20 protein-coding genes are annotated in these 19,008 nt (G+C 74.0%); 10 read left to right on the top strand and 10 right to left on the bottom strand.

Going from position 1 to position 19,008, the window contains the following annotated elements; translation table 11 throughout:
• Positions 1-33: 33 nt before the first annotated feature.
• Together ABTW87_RS26175 and ABTW87_RS26170 are read right to left on the bottom strand one after the other, a co-directional pair.
• Positions 34-702: a response regulator gene (locus ABTW87_RS26175; RefSeq protein WP_350653655.1), complete on the bottom strand. Its 669-nt coding sequence runs from the start codon at positions 700-702 to the stop codon at positions 34-36.
• Positions 699-1,862, bottom strand: a complete 1,164-nt coding sequence (locus tag ABTW87_RS26170) for a sensor histidine kinase (protein ID WP_350653653.1) — start codon at positions 1,860-1,862, stop codon at positions 699-701. The genes ABTW87_RS26175 and ABTW87_RS26170 overlap by 4 nt, the downstream gene beginning before the upstream one ends.
• A gap of 131 nt (positions 1,863-1,993) precedes the next feature.
• Between ABTW87_RS26170 and ABTW87_RS26165 the strand changes: the two genes are divergently transcribed.
• The 3 genes from ABTW87_RS26165 to ABTW87_RS26155 all read left to right on the top strand — a co-directional run bounded on the left by ABTW87_RS26165 (position 1,994) and on the right by ABTW87_RS26155 (position 3,292).
• On the top strand, positions 1,994-2,458 hold the full coding sequence (locus tag ABTW87_RS26165) for a hypothetical protein (protein WP_350653651.1): 465 nt from the start codon (positions 1,994-1,996) through the stop codon (positions 2,456-2,458).
• A 237-nt stretch (positions 2,459-2,695) separates the two neighbouring features.
• Positions 2,696-2,893 (top strand): hypothetical protein, encoded by a 198-nt coding sequence (locus ABTW87_RS26160; RefSeq protein ID WP_350653649.1) that lies wholly within the window; start codon positions 2,696-2,698, stop codon positions 2,891-2,893.
• Positions 2,894-3,052: 159 nt separating this feature from the next.
• The gene (locus ABTW87_RS26155; RefSeq protein WP_350653647.1) at positions 3,053-3,292 is read left to right on the top strand and encodes a PIN domain-containing protein; all 240 of its coding nucleotides are present in this window, start codon (positions 3,053-3,055) and stop codon (positions 3,290-3,292) included.
• 39 nt (positions 3,293-3,331) lie between these two features.
• Here ABTW87_RS26155 and ABTW87_RS26150 read toward each other — a convergent pair whose 3' ends face one another.
• Both ABTW87_RS26150 and ABTW87_RS26145 read right to left on the bottom strand, forming a co-directional pair.
• Positions 3,332-3,514, bottom strand: a complete 183-nt coding sequence (locus ABTW87_RS26150; protein ID WP_350653646.1) for a DUF397 domain-containing protein — start codon at positions 3,512-3,514, stop codon at positions 3,332-3,334.
• Complete coding sequence (locus ABTW87_RS26145; protein ID WP_350653645.1) at positions 3,505-4,308, bottom strand: helix-turn-helix domain-containing protein; 804 nt, start codon at positions 4,306-4,308, stop codon at positions 3,505-3,507. Before ABTW87_RS26145 ends, ABTW87_RS26150 begins: the two co-directional genes overlap by 10 nt.
• A 415-nt stretch (positions 4,309-4,723) precedes the next feature.
• Here ABTW87_RS26145 and ABTW87_RS26140 point away from each other — a divergent pair, with 415 nt between their 5' ends.
• Both ABTW87_RS26140 and ABTW87_RS26135 read left to right on the top strand, forming a co-directional pair.
• On the top strand, positions 4,724-5,086 hold the full coding sequence (locus ABTW87_RS26140; RefSeq protein ID WP_350653644.1) for a hypothetical protein: 363 nt from the start codon (positions 4,724-4,726) through the stop codon (positions 5,084-5,086).
• A 127-nt stretch (positions 5,087-5,213) separates the two neighbouring features.
• The gene (locus ABTW87_RS26135) at positions 5,214-5,981 is read left to right on the top strand and encodes an SGNH/GDSL hydrolase family protein (RefSeq protein WP_350653643.1); all 768 of its coding nucleotides are present in this window, start codon (positions 5,214-5,216) and stop codon (positions 5,979-5,981) included.
• A 54-nt stretch (positions 5,982-6,035) separates the two neighbouring features.
• Here ABTW87_RS26135 and ABTW87_RS26130 read toward each other — a convergent pair whose 3' ends face one another.
• Both ABTW87_RS26130 and ABTW87_RS26125 read right to left on the bottom strand, forming a co-directional pair.
• Positions 6,036-7,244, bottom strand: a complete 1,209-nt coding sequence (locus ABTW87_RS26130) for a beta propeller repeat protein (protein ID WP_350653642.1) — start codon at positions 7,242-7,244, stop codon at positions 6,036-6,038.
• Complete coding sequence (locus ABTW87_RS26125; RefSeq protein ID WP_350653640.1) at positions 7,237-7,752, bottom strand: RNA polymerase sigma factor; 516 nt, start codon at positions 7,750-7,752, stop codon at positions 7,237-7,239. The genes ABTW87_RS26130 and ABTW87_RS26125 overlap by 8 nt, the downstream gene beginning before the upstream one ends.
• A gap of 114 nt (positions 7,753-7,866) precedes the next feature.
• On the opposite strand from ABTW87_RS26125, the gene ABTW87_RS26120 reads away from it, so the two are divergent.
• Positions 7,867-8,769 carry a sulfurtransferase gene (locus ABTW87_RS26120; protein ID WP_350653639.1) on the top strand — a complete coding sequence of 301 codons (903 nt, stop codon included), beginning with the start codon at positions 7,867-7,869 and terminating at the stop codon, positions 8,767-8,769.
• 58 nt (positions 8,770-8,827) lie between these two features.
• Here ABTW87_RS26120 and ABTW87_RS26115 read toward each other — a convergent pair whose 3' ends face one another.
• The 3 genes from ABTW87_RS26115 to ABTW87_RS26105 are packed head-to-tail and all read right to left on the bottom strand — an operon-like array spanning position 8,828 to position 11,171.
• Positions 8,828-10,015 (bottom strand): hypothetical protein, encoded by a 1,188-nt coding sequence (locus tag ABTW87_RS26115; RefSeq protein WP_350653637.1) that lies wholly within the window; start codon positions 10,013-10,015, stop codon positions 8,828-8,830.
• A complete protein-coding gene (locus tag ABTW87_RS26110; RefSeq protein WP_350653635.1) occupies positions 10,012-10,548 on the bottom strand; it encodes a SigE family RNA polymerase sigma factor in 537 nt (178 codons plus the stop codon). Before ABTW87_RS26110 ends, ABTW87_RS26115 begins: the two co-directional genes overlap by 4 nt.
• Before the next feature lie 59 nt (positions 10,549-10,607).
• Positions 10,608-11,171: a TetR/AcrR family transcriptional regulator gene (locus tag ABTW87_RS26105; protein ID WP_350653634.1), complete on the bottom strand. Its 564-nt coding sequence runs from the start codon at positions 11,169-11,171 to the stop codon at positions 10,608-10,610.
• 99 nt (positions 11,172-11,270) lie between these two features.
• Here ABTW87_RS26105 and ABTW87_RS26100 point away from each other — a divergent pair, with 99 nt between their 5' ends.
• A complete protein-coding gene (locus ABTW87_RS26100; protein WP_350653632.1) occupies positions 11,271-12,434 on the top strand; it encodes an FAD-dependent oxidoreductase in 1,164 nt (387 codons plus the stop codon).
• A 9-nt stretch (positions 12,435-12,443) separates the two neighbouring features.
• Positions 12,444-13,013, top strand: coding sequence for a VanZ family protein (locus tag ABTW87_RS26095; protein WP_350653631.1), 570 nt, complete (start codon positions 12,444-12,446; stop codon positions 13,011-13,013).
• On the opposite strand, the gene ABTW87_RS26090 is transcribed toward ABTW87_RS26095, so the two are convergent.
• Positions 12,904-14,178: an MFS transporter gene (locus ABTW87_RS26090; protein ID WP_350653630.1), complete on the bottom strand. Its 1,275-nt coding sequence runs from the start codon at positions 14,176-14,178 to the stop codon at positions 12,904-12,906. The genes ABTW87_RS26095 and ABTW87_RS26090 overlap by 110 nt on opposite strands.
• A gap of 112 nt (positions 14,179-14,290) precedes the next feature.
• On the opposite strand from ABTW87_RS26090, the gene ABTW87_RS26085 reads away from it, so the two are divergent.
• Complete coding sequence (locus ABTW87_RS26085) at positions 14,291-16,078, top strand: HSP90 family protein (RefSeq protein ID WP_350653629.1); 1,788 nt, start codon at positions 14,291-14,293, stop codon at positions 16,076-16,078.
• 2 nt (positions 16,079-16,080) lie between these two features.
• A complete protein-coding gene (locus ABTW87_RS26080) occupies positions 16,081-18,945 on the top strand; it encodes a hypothetical protein (RefSeq protein WP_350653628.1) in 2,865 nt (954 codons plus the stop codon).
• The last annotated feature ends 63 nt before the right edge of the window (positions 18,946-19,008 follow it).

Below are 19,008 nucleotides of genomic sequence, written 5' to 3'. Positions count from 1 at the left end.
GGCGGCGATCCGATTCCGCCGGCCGGCGTCGGATCAGCCCGGTGGGGCGCCGGGGTCGCTCAGCCCGGCCCGGTGCGCGATGACGGCAAGCGCGGTGCGGTCGCGGGCGTCGAGTTTCGTCAGCAGCCGGCTCACATAGGTGCGTGCCGTCGCGGGGCTGATGAACAGTGCCCGCCCGATCTCGTCGTTCGTCTCGCCCATCCCGACGCGGGCCAGGACGGCTCGCTCCCGCTCGGTGAGCTGCGCCAGCCGTGGGTCCGGCCGGGGCCGGTGACCGGTGGCGGCGAGGTGCTCCATGACCCGGCGTGCGACCGTCGGGGAGAGCAGATTCCCGCCCGCGGCGGCGGTGTGCACGGCGCGGCGCAGGTCGTCCGACGGGGTGTCCTTCAGCAGGTACCCGGCGGCGCCCAGGGTGACCGCCTCGATGATGTCGTCATCGTCGTCGAAGGTGGTGAGGATCAGCACCCGGCACCCCGCGAGGGCGGGATCGGCGCGGATCGCCGCGGTTGCCCGCAGGCCGTCCATCCCGGGCATGCGCACATCCATGAGTACGACGTCCGGCCGGAACTCCCGGGCCAGGCGGACCGCCTCGTGCCCGTCGATCGCCTCGCCGACCACGGTGATCTCCGGGTCGGCCCGCAGCAGCGTACGGATGCCGGCCCGGACCAGGTCCTGGTCGTCGACGACCAGCACGCTGATCACGACTGGACCGCCAGGGGCAGGGCGGCCCGAACGACGAACCCGGGGTCCCGGTGCCCGGCGTTGAACGTGCCGCCCAGCGCCTCGGCCCGCTCCCGCATGCCGGCGATACCGTGCCCGGCCCGGGCGGCGGTGCCGTCACCGGTGCCGTCGTCGGCGACGGCGAGCGTCAGGTGGTCGGCGTCCTGCCGTACCTGGATCTGCACGCGGCTGCCGGTCGAGTGCTTGACGACGTTGGTGACCGCCTCCTGCACGATCCGGAAGGCGGCGGCCTCCACCGGGGACGGCAGGTCGGTGTCGACGCGTACCTCGACGTCCACGTCGAAGCCGGCGGCGGTGGCCGCCTCCGTCACCGTCTCCAGGTTCGACAGCGACACCACGGTCCGGCGCGCGTCCTCCCGGGAGCGCAGCAGCGCCACGGTCCGGCGCAGGTCGGCCATGCTGCTGGTGGCGGTGGACCGGATCAGGTCCAGAGCCGACCGTACGGCCGCGTCGTCGCGGCCGAGGGCCTCCCGGGCGACGTCGGCGTGCAGGGCGATGACCGAGGTGGTGTGGCCGAGGGAGTCGTGCAGGTCCCGGGCGATCGCCATCCGCTCGGACTGGAGGCGGGCGTCCGCCTCGTGCCGGTACCGCTCGGCGGTGAGTTCGGCGATCCGCCGAGCGTCCGCCTGCGCGGCCCGCCGGGCCCGCACACTGTCCCCGAGCGCGATCGCCGCACCCATCAGCAGGACGTGCCCGGCCAGCTCGTACCCGACGACGAGCGAGAAGTCCTGCCCCTCGGCCAGGCGGAAGACGACCGACACCACGGTCACCACGACGGCGGCGACGGTCGCGGCGGCGAGCCGGCCGAGTTCGGCGGCGGAGAACAGGGCGGCGGCCACCGGTACGGCCAGGCCGACCGCCGGGTACCCGGCGGCGTAGTAGGCGAAAAGTCCCAGCACGCTGACGGCGAGCACGATCACCGGGTAGCGGCGGCGGGCGAGCATCAGCGCGCCCAGCCCGACCGCCCACAGGTAGGCGACCGGGTCCGGCTCCTGTCGGCCGCCCTGATTGGCGGTGATCACGACGGACACGGTGACCGCGACGCCGGCGCCGATCAGGACATCGATGATCCAGGGGCGGATCCCGCGTCGTCCCTCCCGCTCGCTGCGCTGGCCAACCACCAGGTCAGCGTACGGCGCTGCGGGGCCGTGCCGGAGTCGTCGAGAGGCGATGCCGGTGTCGCTCTCCGACGTACCGACGACGCGATCGCAGGCCGATGTCACCCGGCTCGCCCGTTCTTAGCTTTGTCGTCATGACCTCACCGAACGTGACTTCACCGTCCCGCCCGACCCTCGGGCTGCCGTTGCTCACCCTGCTCGGGCTCGCGTTGCTCGGCCTGCCCCGGGTGGTGCTCCACGACCTGGGCGTCGTGCACGAGCGCACCTTCGTGAACCTGCTGCTGGTCGTCGTACCCCCGGTGGTGTGGATCGCGGTCGTCCTGGCCCGGCGGGTGCCCAACCCGTTCCTGACCCTGCTCGTCGTCGGCCTGTTCTACGGAGTCCTGCTGGGGGTGACCCACCAGCTGCTGTGGGACGTCGCCTTCGGCGACGAGCCGCCCCGCCTCGGCGGCAACCTGACCGATCTCGCCCCGGGCGCGCAGGAGACGATCCTCCGGGCGGGTGCCGCCATCAGCAGCCTCTTCACCGGGGTGATCGTGGGCGCGGTCGCCGGCCTGATCGCCTGGGGGCTCACCAGGATCTCGCCGCCCCGGTCCTGACGCCGCCAGTCACCGGGCATCCGGTGCCGTCGTTTGGTGGCACCGGCTTTCCGGCGTAACGGCAACTCCTTGCCTGCCCGGAGAAGTCCCGGATCGGAGCCGTCGCGTCACCGAGCGCAACGGCTCCGAGTGTGATGGCACCGCCACTGTCTGGGTGCGTCAGGTCCGCTGAAAGAGTTTTGCCGGGCCGGTGCGTGCGATAATGAGAACCGACGTGGGCGGAAAAGGTGAGCGCTGATGACGAGCAACGCTGAGCGGATGTCCGAGTGGCCGAGCCCCGAACACGTACCGGCGGAAGAGTTGGCCCGCCGGCAGGGTGTTCGACCGGTGACCTCCATCGACGAGCTCGCCCGGCCCGACCTGTTCGAGTCTGACGACGAGTTGGACGACTTTCTCGCCGACCTGTGCGCCTCCCGCCGGGCCAGCGCCGCGTGAGTCTGGTCGTCCTGGACACCGACGTCGCGTCCGCAATCCTACGGGGCCGGCTGCCCGACCGCTTCGTGCCCGACTGGCTGGTAAGACCCTGTGCATCACGTTCGTCACGCTTGGTGAGTTGACCAAGTGACCGCATTGCGAAGTTGGGGACCGCGCAAATTGGCTGATCTCGCGCAGTGGCGGTCGGGCGTGGTGCTGCTTCCCTTTGACGAAGCGGTGGCTACGGCCTGGGGCCAACTTCAGGCGCGGGCGCAGCATCGTGGGCGGCCCCGTCCAGCGAACGACTCGTGGATCGCGGCCTGCTGTCTGGTTGACCGGCTGCCGCTGGCGACCTTCAACGGCAAGGACTATGCCGATTTCGCCGAGTACGACGGCTTGCGTCTCTTCGACGTCTCGTAGACATCGGCAGTCGACCCGCTCCGAGCCTGACGACGGCGGTCAGCGGTGCTTGGCGTGGGCGATGAAGGCGCGCCAGGTGTGCGGGGTGAAGGTGAGGACCGGGCCCGCCGGGTCTTTGCTGTCGCGTACGCCGACGACGCCGGGCAGGTTGTCGGCCACCTCGACGCACTCGCTGTTGCCACTGCGGGTGGCCGTGCGCCAGATCGCGCCGGTCAGCTCCATGACAGCATCACTTCCTTCATCAGCTCGACCGACTGCCGGTGGGGCAGCGCCTCGCTGCGGACTTCCTCCCACCTCGCGTGAAGAGTAGCCAAGTCCTCATCTTTGTCGACCGGGGTGCCGTCGAGTTGGTTCTCCAGATAGCCGGCCCAGCCGCCGTCGGCACCTCGGGCGAGGGTGAACGGACCGGAGAGCCCAACGTGGATGCTGATCTCCGCCGGGATGAGGTGCACCCCGATGTGCGGCTGCTCGGCGCGGTCGACGAGGTGAGCTATCTGCTGGACCATCAGGCCCCGGAAACTCTCATCGGCCCGGCGCAGCACGTTCTCCTCGAGCACCGCGATGAGCTGGGGCGGCTCCGGCCGGTCGAGGATGGCCTGCCGATCCATCCGGATCGCCAGTCGCCTCTCCACCTCGCCGTCGCTCAGCATGCCGTCCGCCCGGATGACGGCCCGGCCGTAGTTCTCGGTCTGAAGCAGACCGGGAACCAGCGTCGGGTGGTAGCAGCGGAGTTGCCGGGCGTCGCGCTCGGCCTCCAGCCACGGGCGGAACCAACTCGGTTGGCCGGCCCGCTCCACCATCTTGAGAAGTGACGTCAGCAGGCCATCCGTGTTCAGCACCTCGTCGGCGCGCTTGAGGAACAGCCGGTCCAGCGGGCGCTGACCCAACTCGACCGCCGACACCTGTGAGCCGGAGTAGTGGACCAGCTTCCCGAACTCCTCCTGACTCAGCCCGGCGTTCATCCGCGCCCGGCGTAGCTGTGCCCGGATCAGCTCCGAGGTGGGCTCACCTTCCACAGTTCCTCCACAGTCGTCGGGAAACGTCAGCGGGCGTCGGCCGCGCGGCGCACCCGCTCCCCGAGCCGCGCCACGGCCACCGTCGATGCCTTCCGACCGTAGTCCTGTCCTCACCAGACTGTCACGCAGCGGTCCCGCTCCAGCCGACCCGAGGGGACGGGGCGGGACCGACGCGGGGCCGCCCGCGCACGTTCCGGGCGGCCCCGTTTCACGTCGTCGAGGAGGCCGCGATGCGAAACCCGTTCCGCCGGTGGCGAGCCGGGCGACCGGCGTACCGGTGCCCGGTGTCGGTGCCACCACCCCCGCTGCCGCGCCGAGCCCGTGGCGCCAACCTGCCCGACTGGATGCGCGAACCGACCCGGGTCCTCCCGACCATGGGTCCCGGCCGTCCCGGACGACTCACCCGGGCCCAGGAGTGGCGGGCGAACGGGGGCCGGTGGTGATCGGCGGCGGTCTCCCCGTACCCCGGCTGGGGCCGCACCCGGACCGGCCCCGCGCCTATCCCGCGGACCGGCCGCCGCACCTGCCGCTGCGCCCGCTGTGGGTGTGCCGGGCGTGCGGCGGGCCGTGGCCGTGCGCGGAGGCCCGGCTGCTGCTCAAGATCGAGTACGCGGACCGCCCGGTGGATCTCGCCATATACCTGTCGGGGCTCTACCACGAGGCGACGCACGACCTGTTCCGGCTGAACCCGCACGACGGGCCCACGCCGCGTGAGCTGTTCGAGCGCTTCGTGGCCTGGGGACCGTACCGCCGGCCGGCGGTCGACGGCCCGCGATGACCTCCGCCACGTTCCGGCACCGGCGGGCACCGCGCGCGGCGGGTGCGGTGCGAAACTACCGCTGTTAAGAAGGGGCCCTTCCTCTACCGGAGGCGTTAATAGGGGGCCCTTCCTTAGGAGGTTTTCAGTGAGCTGGCGCAGTTACGTCGCGGTCGGGGACAGCTTCACCGAGGGCATGGACGACGCGTACCCGGACGGGACCTACCGCGGCTGGGCCGACCTCGTCGCCACCCGGCTGGCCGCCGAGGTCGGGCCCGACTTCCGGTACGCGAACCTCGCCATCCGGGGCCGGCTCTTCCCTCGGGTGGTGGACGAGCAGGTGCCCGCCGCCGTAGGCATGAAGCCCGACCTGATCAGCTTCGCCGCCGGCGGCAACGACGTGCTGCGCCGGACCTTCGACCCGGACGCCCTGGTCGCCCGCTTCGACGACGTGGTCGGGCGACTCCGCTCCGGCGGCGCCGACGTGATCCTGTTCCGGTTCGCCGACGTGATGGCCCGGCTGCCGGGTCAGCGACTCGTCGCACCCCGGGTGCAACTGCTCAACCGGGCGGTGGGCGAGACCGCCGAGCGGCACGGCGCGATCCTGGTCGACCTGTACGCCGACGACACGTACCTCAACCCGATGCTGTGGAGCACCGACCGGCTGCACCTCTCCGCCGCCGGGCACCGGCGGGTGGCCGCCCAGGTGCTGGCCGCCCTCGGGGTGGGCTGCGACGAGGACTGGCTGTTGATCCCCGAGCGCCCGCTGCCGAAGCCGTGGCTGACCGCCCGCGCCGACGACCTCCGCTGGGCCGCCCAGCACATGGCCCCCTGGATCAAGCGCCGCCTGACCGGCCGCAGCTCCGGCGACACGGTAACCGCCAAACGCCCCACCCTGACCCCCCTCACGGACTGACCGAGCGCGAGCCGGTTCACCAACCCGTGCCTGGTGAACCGGCTCGCGCGGTGCTCAGGAGAACTCGGTCCAGGTTCGGGTCTTCAGAGAGCCGAGGATCCAGGTCGCGCCCTGGGTGAAGGTGATGGTGCCGTCGCGGGCCACCTCGACCGTGGCCGGGGTGGCGAAGCCCTCCTCCACTTCCAGCGCGTCGCTCAGCTCGGGAAGGTCGGCGTAGCGGCCGTCCCGCCACACACCCGCCCCGCCGTTCGCACCGGTGACCACGAGCTGGCCTTCGCCGGCCGCCGCCACCGAGTAGGCGTCGGCAGGCAGGGTGCCCCGCTTCTGCCAGCGGCCGTCGATCAACTGCCAGACCGGCTGGGGTGCCGTCGACCCGACCAGCCAGGCGTCGCCGCCGTCCGGCGAGAGCAGCAGGGCACCGGCTCCCTTGACCGCCGGCAGCCGCCGCCAGGACGCCGTCCCGTCGGCGCTGACCGCGGCGACGACACGATCGGAATCGACGACCGCCACCCAGACGCGCCCGTCCCCGCCCTCGAGCACATGGACCGAACCGGCGCCGTCGCCGGCGGCCAGCGGCGGTTGACCCACCTTCCCTCCGCCGACCCGTCCGATCCGGACACCCTCGCAGCTCCCGTCCGGCGACGGGCAGACCAGCCGGTACCCGCTGGCCGTGGCCCATGCCCGTTGCGCGTCGCGCGACGGCGAACGCAGCGTGCTGCTCGCGACGGAGGCGCCGCCGTCGCTGGTGGTCACGTACTCGTCGCCGGAGATGACGATCGCGGTCCGGTCGTCGGCCGCGTACAGCTGGGACGAGCTCTTCGCCGAGGGCAGCTCCCGCCCCTGCCAGGTCATCCCTCCGTCGGTCGTCCGCGCGAGCGTCCGCCGGCACCCCTGGGTCACCTGGTCGGGTCGGTCGCAGGTGTCGAACAGCGCCCAGCCGTGCCGGGCGTCCACGAACCGCAGCCGCCGCAGCCCGCCGGCCGCCTCCGCGACAGTGACCTTCTGCTCGGTCAGGGCCGGGCCGGCGGTCACGGTGGGTGCCGGCGGCACGGGCGGGACGGGAGTGGGGTCGTGATCGGCCACGGCGAGCGCCCCGGCCGGGCCGCCGACGAGCAGGGCGGTGATTCCGGCGAGCAGGCCGCGGCGGCGTCGCCGCCGATCGCGTACCCGCCGCTGAGCGGCGGCCACACCCGGCGGGCGGAAGGTGGGCACCGCCTGCGCCTCGAACCGGGCGAACATCTCGTCCAGGAACTGCTCACGCACGGTGGGCCTCCTCCCGGTCGGTGAGGTGACGGGCCAGTGCCGTCCGCCCCCGGGACAGCCAGGACTTCACGGTCCCCTCGGGTACGCCGGCCTGGTCGGCGATCTCGGCCACGGTCAGGTGGGCCAGGTGGTGCAGGACGACGGCTCTGCGCTGCGCCTCCGGAAGCTTGGCGAGCGCCGCCAGCAACACGACCCGGTCCGGCTCCGGGCCGGGCACGTGCTCCTCCCGCTGCCGGGCCAGGTGGCGTACGGCGGTGCGGATCCGGCGCAGCCGGCTGGTGGCGAGGTTCCAGGCCACCCGCCGGACGAACGCGGACGGATCGTCGTACGTGCCGATCCGCTCCCAGCGCTCCAGCGTCCGGCAAAACGCCTCCTGGGTCAGGTCCTGCGCCTCGGCGTGGTCACCGAGGTACGCGTAGAGCTGCACCGCCAGGCGGTGGAAGTGCGCCTGGTAGAAGTCGGTGAAATCAACCGGCGGTGGGGCGGGTCCCGGTCCCCGTACGGTCATGTCGGTCCTCGCTGTCGGCGGGTTTCGCCACTGTCACGTGTCACACACCGCATTCGCTGCATCCGATCTGGGATGCCGGGTCTGCGGGACCGTATCCGGCGTACCTTGGGGATCATGTCTGTGCCGAGCGATCCTGATCCCCGACTCCAGTCCTACGCGGACCCGCAGCGGCTGGTCACCACCGGGTGGCTGGCGGAGCACCTGGGCGACGAGGGCCTCGTCGTCGTCGAGTGCGACGAGGACGTGCTGCTCTACGACACCGGGCACATCCCGGGCGCCATCAAGGTGGACTGGCACACCGAGCTGAACGACCAGGTGACCCGCGACTACCTGGACGCGAAGAGCTTCGCCGAGCTGTGCGCCGCCAAGGGCATCGGCCGGGCCGACACGGTCGTCTTCTACGGCGACAACTTCAACTGGTGGGCCGCATACGCCCTCTGGGTCTTCACCCTCTTCGACCACCCGGACGTGCGGCTGCTCGACGGCGGCCGGCAGAAGTGGATCGCCGAGGGGCGGGAACTGACCCGGGACAAGCCGACCCGCCCGCGTGCCGAGTACCCGGTGCCGCACCGCGACGACGCGCCGATCCGCGCGTACCGCGAGCACGTGATGGACCACGTCGCCGCCGGCCGGCCGCTGGTGGACGTGCGGTCGCCGGGTGAGTACACGGGCGAGATGCTGCACATGCCGGACTACCCGCAGGAGGGCGCGCTGCGCGGCGGCCACATTCCGGGCGCGGTGAACAAGCCGTGGAAGTCGGCGGCGAACGACGACGGCACGTTCAAGTCGCCGGAGGAGCTGCGGTCGATCTACGCCGACCAGCTCGGGCTCAGCCCGGACGACGACATCGTGGCGTACTGCCGGATCGGGGAGCGGTCCAGCCACACCTGGTTCGTCCTGCGCCACCTGCTCGGCTACCCGAAGGTACGCAACTACGACGGCTCGTGGACCGAGTGGGGCAACCTGGTCCGCGCTCCCGTCGTGAAGGGCGACCAGCCCGGCGGCCTGGCGAGCTGAGCGGTTGTTAACAGGGGTCCCCTGTACAACGCGAGGCGTTAACAGGGGGCCCTTCCTTTCACCTGGCCGCTAGGGAGAGCTCGCCGTACAGGTCGCGGAGGACGCCGGTGACCTCGCCGGTGTCCGGGTGCCAGCGCAGCAGGCCGCCGGGGTCGTAGCGGAGCAGTATCGCGCCGTCGCGGTCCCAGCCGAGTACCTCGCAGCAGCCCTTCCAGCGGTCCCGGCCCAGGTCGAGCAGGCGCGTCACCAGGCCGGTCTCGACGTTCAGCACGGCGATCCCCTCCAGCCCGCTCATGCTGCCGGTGGTGAGCCAGCCGGCCCGGGCCACCTGGTCGCCGCGCTGCCAGCCGCGTCCGTAGAACTCGTCGACCTGGTTGCCGCTCGGGAGTGCACGGGTGTCGAGTGGCTGGCTGCCCAGCTCGGTGACGCCGCCACGCCGGGTCCACCGGCTCAGCGCCAGGCCTCCCGGCACGCCACCCACCGCCAGCAGGGCGTCCGTCCGGACGGCCGGGTCGGGCGTGACCAGATCCCACGGCGACAGCGACACCTTCTGCGCGATGCCGGTCGTCCGGTCCACCTCGTACGTGGTGTCGTCGTCGCCGACGAACAGCCGGTCGCCGGCCCACAGCGCGTGCTCCAGGTAGCCGCCGAGCGGGTAGCGGCGGACCTGCGCGGTGGTCAGGTCGACCACGATCACCTCGTCGGTCTGCGCGAAGGCGGCCAGCCGCCCGTCCGGGGACAGGCTGCCGGTCTTCAGCGGGACGGCCTCGTTCCCTTCGGCGTCGCGGGTCCGGGCCGGGGTGACCACGTCGAGGTCGCGGACGATCCCGTCGTCGCCGAGCACCCGGATGCGGCCCTCGACGCCGGTCTCCGGGTTCACCGGCTGATAGAGCGCCAGCGCCTGGCGTACCGGTCGGGCGGAGAGCTTCGCGGCCACCGGGTCACCGAGGCGGCTGAGCGGGTCACCCGGGTAGGTCAGCTGGTCCGGCGGCCGCTGCACGGGTGGTGCGCTGGGGACCGGGCTCGCCGTTGCTGGGGCGGGCGTGGCCGGGAGCAGCCGGTCGGCGGGGCCCAGGGCGAGCGCCGTACCGCCGGTGAGCAGGACCACCGCCAGCCCGGCGGCTGCGGCCGCTCGGCGGTTCCGGCGGACGCGCCGGGCCCGCTCCCAGCCCGTCAACGCCGGGTGCGCCGGCCGGACGTCCTCGGCGGCGACGGTCAGCAGCCGGTGCAGTTCGTCGTCTCTCACGGGGTCACCTCCGTCCCGCTCGTCCGGTCGCGGTCGAGCCCGGGGCCTCCCAGGTCCGGCGCCACCTCGCGGAGCCGGCGCAGCGCCGCGTGGCACTGGCTCTTGACGGTGCCGACGCTCACCCCGAGCGCCTCGGCGGTGGCCGCCTCGGTCATGTCCTCGAAGTACCGCAGCACCAGCACCGCACGCTGGCGGGGTGGCAGTTGGCCGAGCGCGCGGTGCAGTACCAGCCGCAGGTCGCCGTCACCGTCGCGGGCCACCTGCTCCGGTGGGTACGCGGCGAGCCACTCGCGCCGCCGGCGCCGCCACCAGGACACGGCGTCCCGGTAGAGGATGGTCCGCACGTACGCGGCCGGGTCGCCCTCGCGGACGCTCGACCAGCGCAGCGCCAGCTTCAGCAGCGCGTCCTGGAGCAGGTCCTCGGCCTGGTGCCGGTTGCCGCAGACCAGGTACGCGGCGCGCAGCAGGCGGTGCTGGTGGTTCTCGACGAAGGACACGTAACCCTCGCGCCCGTCGTCCGCCCGCCCGCCCATCGACCAACTCCCTCGATCCCGTCATGCGGAAGACGCAGCAGGGGCGCAAAAGGTTGGGGTCAGCCGCGCAGGTAGTGCTGGATCGTCGGCCCGACCCAGGCCACCACCTCCGCCGGGCCCATCTCGACCACCGGCGGCAGACGGACGATGTAGCGGGTGAGGGCGAGGCCGAGCATCTGGCTGGCCACCAGGCCGGCTCGGCGGGCGGTGGTGACCGGGTCGGTGCCGAACGTGGCGACGGCGGCGGTGAGCTGGTCGGTGAAGATGCGGCGGATCCGCTCGGCGGCGCCCGGGTTGGCGCTGGCGGCCCGGAGCAGCGCCGCGAGGGTGTCGTCGCCCTCCCAGCGGTCGAGGAAGTGGCGTACCAGCACCTCCCCGAGGCGGTCCGGTGCCACTTCGGTCAGGTCCGGCAGGCGCAGGTCGAATTCCGCCGCCGCGGCGAACAGGCCTTCCTTGCTGCCGTAGTAGCGCATCACCATCGACGGGTCGATGCGGGCGTCGGCGGCGATGGCCCGGATGGTCGCCCGGTCGTACCCGTCGGCGGCGAAACGTGCCCGCGCGGCCCGCAGGATGGTCGCCCGGGTGGCGTCGGAGCGGCGGGGACGGGTGGCGGACTCGGTCATGCCCACAACCGTATGCCAACGCCCGTTGACACTCAAAGGCGGTCCGTCCTATTGTTGCCAACAACAGTTGGCCAACATCTGTTGGCATAGGAGGTCCCGATGCTGCCGACCGAGACGGACGTGCTTGTGGTGGGCGCCGGGCCGACCGGCCTGACCGCCGCGCTCACGCTGGCCCGGCGCGGGGTGCCGGTGACCCTTGTCGACCGGCTGCCCCGCCCGCCGATCACCTCCCGGGCGGCGGTCGTGCACGCGTACACCCTGGAGGAGCTGGACCGGATCGGGGCCGGCGGCCCGCTCGTGGCGCGCGGGGTGCGGGCGCCGGAGTTCACCGTCCAGGACCGCGACCGGGTGCTGCTCCGCGTCCCGTTCGGTGACCTGCCGTCCCGCCACCCGTACGCGCTTATGGTCTCCCAGGCGGACACCGAGGGAGTGCTCACCGCGCAGCTCGCCGACCTGGGCGTGCGGGTGCGGCGCCCGTACGAGCTGACCGGTCTGGACCTCGGCGGGCCCGGCGCCGTCGCCACGTTCGCCGACGGCGCCACCGTCCGCGCCCGGTACGTGGTCGGCGCGGACGGGATGCGCAGCAGCGTTCGCGGGTTGGCCGGGATCGGCTTCGCCGGTCCGGCGCACGGGGTGGAGTCGTTCGTGCTCGCCGACATGCGCGCGACAAGTGCCCTGCCGCGCGACCGGGCGACCCTGTTCCTCGCCCGGGGCGGCCCGCTGATCTGGGCGCCGCTGCCCGACGGGGTGGTCCGGCTCGTCGCCTCGGTCCCCGAGGCGCCGGCCGACCCCGACGTGGCGTACCTCCAGGGACTGCTCGACGCCCGCGGGCCGGCCCGCCGCCCGGGCCGGGTCGACGAGGTGCTCTGGTCGTCCCGGTTCCGGCTGCACGAGCGGATCGCCGACACGTTCCGGGCCGGTCCGGTGCTGCTCGCCGGGGACGCCGGGCACGTGCACAGCCCCGCCGGCGGTCAGGGCATGAACCTCGGCATCGTCGACGCCGTGGACCTCGGCGCGACCCTCGCCGACGTGCTCGCCGGCGGCCCCGACACGCTGCTCGACGGGTACGCGGCGCGGCGCCGCCCGATGGCCGAGGACGTGGTCTCCTTCGCCGCCGGCCTGACCCGGCTGGCCACCCTGCCGCCCGCCGCCCGGCCGGCGCGCAACCTGCTGCTGCGCCTGCTCTCCGCGCTGCCGCCGGCCCGCCGCGGGATCGCGTTGCGCCTCTCCGGCCTCGTCCACCGCCCGCAGGCGGCCGGCTAGGCTGCGCCGATGGCGCAGGTGTGGCGGGACTGGGGTCCGGTCCTGACCGCCACCGCGGTCGGTCTGCCGCTGGTGGTGGGGTTCGTCGCCGTGCTGGTCCGCCTCCGGCGGGACGCGGCGACACCCCGCGAGGCGTGGTGGCGCAGCGCCGCCGAGGTCGGTGCCGTCGCCGGAACGCTGCCCTGGGTGTGGATGATCCTCACGCCGCGCGACGCGGCTGGCGGGGTCGACCTGGTGCCCCTGCGCGACCTGACCGAACTCTTCACCGGCACCGCGGCCACCGTCGTGGTCCAGGTGGTCGGCAACCTGCTGGTCTTCGCCGCGCTGGGCTTCTTCGCCCCGGTACGCTTCGCCGCGCTCGCCGGCCCCGGCCGGCTCTTCCTGCTCGGCGCGGTGTGTTCGGTGCTCGTCGAGTCGGCGCAGTACCTGCTCGATCTCGGGCGGGTGACCTCGGCCGACGACGTGCTGCTCAACGCGACCGGGGCGCTCCTGGCCGGGCTGCTGTCCCGGCGGTGGTGGGCGGGACGCCGGGCCGGGGCGGGGCGGCCGGTCGCAGCGCCCGCCACGCCGCGAGGGTGACCAGTGCGAAGACCCCCGCCACGGCCGCCGCCACCGGAGCCGTGCCGTACGCCGCGGCGACCAGGCCACCCAGCGCCGCGCCGAGCGGCGCGGTGAGCAGTCCGGCCATCCGCTGCGCGGCACCCACCCGGCCGAGCAGGCCGGCCGGCACCCGACGCTGCCCGTACGCGATCCAGACGCTGTTCCACACCGTGGTGCCGGCGGCGAAGACGGCCAGGGCGAACCCAGCCGGCACCGGGTGCCGGGTCAGCGCGAACCCGGCCAGCGCCACCGTCTGCGCGGCCAGCACCACCCGCAGCGAGCGGGCCGTGCCCAGCCGGTGCGCCAGCCGCCCGGCGCCGAGCGCGCCGGCCACCCCGCCGAGGACCGCGCCCGCGGCGAACAGCCCGTACCCGGCCGGCGGCACCCGCAGCACGTCGAGCGCGTAGAGCACCAGCACCGCCATGAGCGCGCTGATCGCCAGGTTGCTCGCCGCGGTCAGGGCGGTGATCCGCCACATCGTGACGTCGGCCCGTAACCATCGGACCCCCTCGGCGGCCTCGCGCCACACCGACCGACCGGGCCCGGCGGCCGGTCGCGGGTACGGCACCGCCCGGTCCGGGCGCAGAGCGAGGACGAGCAGCGCGGCGGCGACGAAGGTGCCGGCGTCGACGGCGAACGGCAGCGGTGCGGCGGCGTTGAACAGCACCCCGGCGACGGGCGCGCCGAGAAAGCCACCGGCCACCGCCGTACCGGCCTGCAGGCGGCCGTTGGCCCGCGGCAGCACGGCCGCCGGCACCACCGCCGGGAGCAGCGCGAAGGCGGCGGCGTCGAAGAGCGTGCCCAACGCGGCGAGCAGGAACGCGGCCACCAGCAGCACCGCGATCGCGGCCCGGTCGACGGCGACCGCCACGGCCAGCCCACCCACCACCGCGGCCCGCAGGCCGTCCACCGCCGCCATCGTCCGGCGGCGGTCCCACCGGTCCGCGTACACCCCGCCGAGCAGGCCGAACAGCAGCGGCGGCAGTTGACCGGCCACCGTCACCGCGGCGATCACCACCGGATCGCGGGTCAGGCTCGCGGCCAGCAGGGCGAGCGCGGGGGTGCGCAGGGCGTCCCCGAACCGGGAGGAGACGGTGGCGGTCCAGAGCAGCCGGTAGTCGCGGCCCAGGGCGGTGGCGGTCATGCCGGCGACCCTGTGACCTCGACCAGGTCGAGGGTCAAGCCGCGAGGGGGACGCGGACGCCGGTGATCATCGGTACGGTGAGCGCCGGTATCGGACCGGGGAGCACTCAGGCGTGGATCACACCTTCCAGGTCGACCTCCGTGGCGTGGTCGACCTGCTCAGTCATCACCTCTACGGCAGTCCGCGGGTCTACGTCCGGGAGCTGTTGCAGAACGCTGTCGACGCGATCACCGCGCGGCGGGCGGGCGAGCCGGACGCGCCGGCGATCGTCCGCATCGAACCGCCGGAACTGACCGGCGACGGCACCCTGCGCGTGCACGACACCGGCATCGGCCTGACCGAGGCGCAGGTGCACGAGCTGCTGGCCACCATCGGCCGCAGCTCCAAACGCGACGAACTCGGCTTCTCCCGGCACGAGTTCCTCGGCCAGTTCGGCATCGGGCTGCTCTCCTGCTTCCTCGTCGCCGACGAGATCCGGGTGTGCACGCGGCACGGCGACCATCCCACCGTGCTCTGGACCGGTCACTCCGACGGGCGGTACTCGGTCGCGCCGGCCCCGCCGGAGGCGGCCCGGCCCGAACCGGGCACCACCGTGACGCTGGTGCCGCGCCGCGACGCCGACCAGTGGTTCGCCACGCCGACCGTGGTCGACCTGGCCCGGCTGTTCGGTTCCCTCCTGCCGGTGACCGTCCGGGTCGGCGACGTGGTGACCACCGCCGGTCCGCCGCCGTGGCCGACCACGCCCGGCGAGCCCGTCGACCGGGCCGCCCTGCAGCGGTACGCCCGGGAGGCACTCGGCGTCGACCCGTTCGACGTGGTGCCGCTGGCCGTGCCGGAGGCGGGCCTGAGCGGCGTCGCGTTCATCCTGCCCACCCCGGTGAACCCGGCCGCCCGTGCGGGGCACCGGGTCTACCTCAAGCGGATGCTGCTCACCGAGCACGCCGACGGGCTACTGCCCGAGTGGGCGTTCTTCGCGCACTGCGTCGTGGACGCCAGTGAACTGCGCCCCACCGCCAGCCGCGAGGCGCTCTACGAGGACGCCCTGCTCGCCGGCGTCCGCGAGGCCCTCGGCGACCAGATCCGGGGCTGGCTGGTCCGCCTGGCCAAGCACCACCCGCGCCGGCTGGCCGAGTTCCTCCAGGTACACCACCTCGGTGTCAAGGCGCTCGCGCTGCACGACGACGAGATGCTCCGCCTGGTGGACGAGTGGTGGCCGATGGAGACCAACGTCGGCTCGGTCACCCTCGCCGACTTCCGGCAACGGCATGGCCTGATCCGGTACGCGGCGAGCCTCGACGAGTTCCGTCAGCTCGCCGCCGTCGCCGCCGCCCAGGACCTGCCGCTGGTCAACGCCGGCTACACCTACGACACCGAGCTGATCGAGCGACTGCCAAGCGTGGACCGCTCGGTGCTGATCGAGCGGCTCGAACCGAGCGACCTGACCACCCGGTTCGACAGCCTCGACCCACAGGTGGAGCTGGCGCTGCGTCCGTTCCTCACCGGCGCGCAGCGGGCCCTGGAGCGGCTCGGCTGCGAGGTGGTGGTGCGCGCATTCGACCCGATCTCGGTACCCGCGCTCTACCTGGTCAGCCGGTCGGCCGCGTTCAACGACCAGCTCGCGGCCAGCCGGGACCGCGCCGACGAGCTGTGGGGCGGCGTTCTCGACGCGCTCGCCGCGTCCGCCCCGCCGGACCGGCCGCAACTGGTGCTCAACCACCGCAACCCGTTGGTCCGGCGGGTGACCACGCTGGGCGACGCCGAGCTGGCCGGGCTCGCCGTCGAGGCGCTCTACGGGCAGGCGCTGCTCCTCGGCCACCACCCGATCCGCGCGGCCGACGCCGCGCTGCTGAACAGTTCCTTCCTCGGCCTGCTGGGCCGGGCCGTACCGGGACGGGAGTGACAGTGAGCGACGAGCAGGACCTGTGGCGGGTGCTCCGCGAGGTCAGCGGGATGCCGTACGGGGCGGGGCAGATCGCCGCGCTGGAACAGCTGCTGCGCCGGGTGGACGCCGCGGACGACCGGCAGCTCGCCTTCGTGACCCGGATGCAGGGCACCACCGCGTACGTCTACGGCGGCGAGCCGGCGAAGTCCTTCGTGACCTTCTCCTGGTGTCTCGCCGAGTTCGACCGCGATCCGCAGCCCTACCACGAGCGCCACGCCCACACCCTCCTCTGGCACTTCAAGTACATGGTCACCGGGCTGTTGAAGTTCCCGGAGGTGCCGCTGGACCGCACGTACGCGGTGCTCGACGACATGGAGCGGCGCTACCGGGAGGGCGGGCACAGCCTCCAGGCGGTGTACAAGCACCGGTTCCGGGTCGCCGACCACGTCGGTGACGCCGAGGCGGCCGAACACTGGTACCGCCGGTGGCAGACCACGCCCCGCGACGACCTCTCCGACTGCGCGGGCTGCGACCCGACCACGCAGGTCAACCACCTCGCCGGCACCGGGCGGCACGCCGAGGCGGTCGCGCTCGCCGAGCCGGTCCTCGCCGGACGGCTCACCTGCACCGAGCAGCCGCAGTCCATCCTCACCGCCCTGCTCGTGCCGTACCTGCGCACCGGCCGCCTCGACGACGCACGCAACGCGCACCGCGAGGCGTACCGGCGGGTTCGGGGCAACCTCTCCGACCTGTGGGACGTCGGCGAACACGTCGAGTTCTGCACGCTCACCGGCAACGGGCCGCGAGCGCTGGAGATCGTCGAGCGGCACCTGGACTGGCTGGACCGGGCCCCGTCACCGGCCGCCGCCATGCACTTCGCGGCGACCGCCGCGGCCGCGCTGCGGCGGGCTGGTGACGTCACCCTGCACCGGCGGCCCACCGCCGACCGGCCCGCCGGTCCGGTCGCCGCGGCGGAGCTGGCCGACGAGCTGAGCCGGACCGCCACCGAGCTGGCCGCCCGCTTCGATGCCCGGAACGGGACGAGCCACCAGGCGGCGCTGGTCGCCGAGCGGCTCGCGGCCGGGCCGAGCGGTGCGCACGTGCCGCTCTCCGCGAGCCTGCGCCGCCGTCCCGCTCCGACTCCCACCCGACCGGCGGAACCGGCTGCCGCGACCGGAGGCCCCGCTCTCCACCCGGCCCCGCCCGCCGTCCCGGTCCCGGTCGACGCCTCCGCCGACGAGCTGCTGGACTTCGCGTACGACCGGTGGCGCAGCCACGACCGCGAGACGTTCCGGGCCGCCCTGGCCGCCTGGGACGCGCGGTTCGGCGGGCAGGCGCACGGGCCGACGACCACGGCGTACCGGACCGAGCTGCGGGCCGCGGAACTCAGCGACGCCGAGGACGCAGCGGGCGCGGTGTCGGCGAACCGGGCCGCGCTCGCCGCCTGGCGGGAGGCCGGTGACGAGGTCCGCGCCCAGGTCGTCGCCGGTCGTCTCGGTGTCTGGCTCACCCGCGACGACGACGGTGCGGAGGAAGGGCTGGAGCTGGTACGGCAGGCCGCGCAACTGCTCGACCGGGAGGGCGACGCCGCACAACGGGCCGCCGCGCACGGCCGCGTGGCGCTGGCGTACATGCAGCGGGAGCGCTGGTCGGACGCCCTGACCGCGCTGGAGCGGGTGCCGGCCGACGGTGCCGGTGACCCGTACCTGGCCGCCCGGTCGGCCCTGCACCGGGCCCACGTGCTGAGCCAGCTGGACCGTGCCGGGGACGCCCACGCGGAGGCCGACCGGGCCCGCCGGATCGGCCGGGAGCTGGGCGTCGGGGACCTGATCGCGGCGGCCTGCCTGGCGTACGCCCAGTCGACCGAGGATCCGGCCGAGGCGGTGGCGGCCTGCGACGAGGCGGTGGCGGTGGCCCCGCCGGACGGGGCGCTGCCGGTCCGGGTGACCCGGGCGCGGGCGCTGATGGCGGCCGGCCGGGCCGCCGACGCGGTGGAGGACTTCGTCGAGGCGGTCACGCTGTGCGTGGAGCGGGGGCTGCCCGGCGACGCGCTGCTGCGCTGGGAACTCGCCAACGCGTACCGGGTGGCCGGGCGGCTCGGCGAGGCGGCCGAGGTCGCCGAGGAGGCGGTGTTGGGGTTGGACCGGCTCGGCGCTCAGGCCGAAGCCGACCGGTGCCGGCACCTGCTGGCGGGCATCTACCAGGGCCTGGGCGACATCGACCCGGCGCTGGCGTTGCTGGAGCAGCTCGCCGACAACCTGGACGGCCCGGACAACCTCCCGCACCGGGCGCAGGTCCTGGAGGAGGCCGGCGGGATCCTCTACGACGCCGACCGGGACGCCCTGGCGGCACAGCGCTTCGCGGCGGCGGCGGTCGCGTACCGGCAGGCCGAGCTGCCGCTCGACGAACTGCGGGCCCGCCGCCGGGAGGCCTCCGCCCGGTTCTGGTCGGGTGACGTGGCGGCGGCCGTGGCGACCGTCGAGGAGACCGACCGGCTCGCGGCGGCGTTGACCGGGCAGCCGGAGGAGCCGCCCGCCGTGACGTACGAGACGGCCCTGGCCGCGGAGGTCGGCGCCCGGGTGCTCGCCGGTGACGGCCGGGAGAGCGACGCGTACGACCGGCTGCGCGGGGTGGCCGACCGGCTCCGGTCGATCGAGGCGTTCGGCGAGGCGGCGCAGGTGGACCTGTTCGCCGGTGAGCTGCTGTTGCGGCTCGGGCAGGTCGGGGAGGCGGAGCAGCGGCTGCGCACGGTGCTGGGCGGGCTGCCGACCGGGTCCCGGCCGGCTGCGCAGGCGGCCTGGCTGCTCGCCCGCGCGCTGGATGAGCTGGGCCGACCGGACGAGGCGAGCGCACTGCGCGACGAGCACGGCCTGGAACCGGAGTGAGGGTCGCGTTCCGGGCCGGTGTGCGGTGCCCGGCCCGGAACGCAACGGCAGCGGGGGTCGATC

This window comes from Micromonospora sp. NPDC126480, from assembly GCF_040302465.1.
GTDB lineage: Bacteria > Actinomycetota > Actinomycetes > Mycobacteriales > Micromonosporaceae > Micromonospora.
This window is presented reverse-complemented; position numbering and strand designations above follow the sequence as displayed.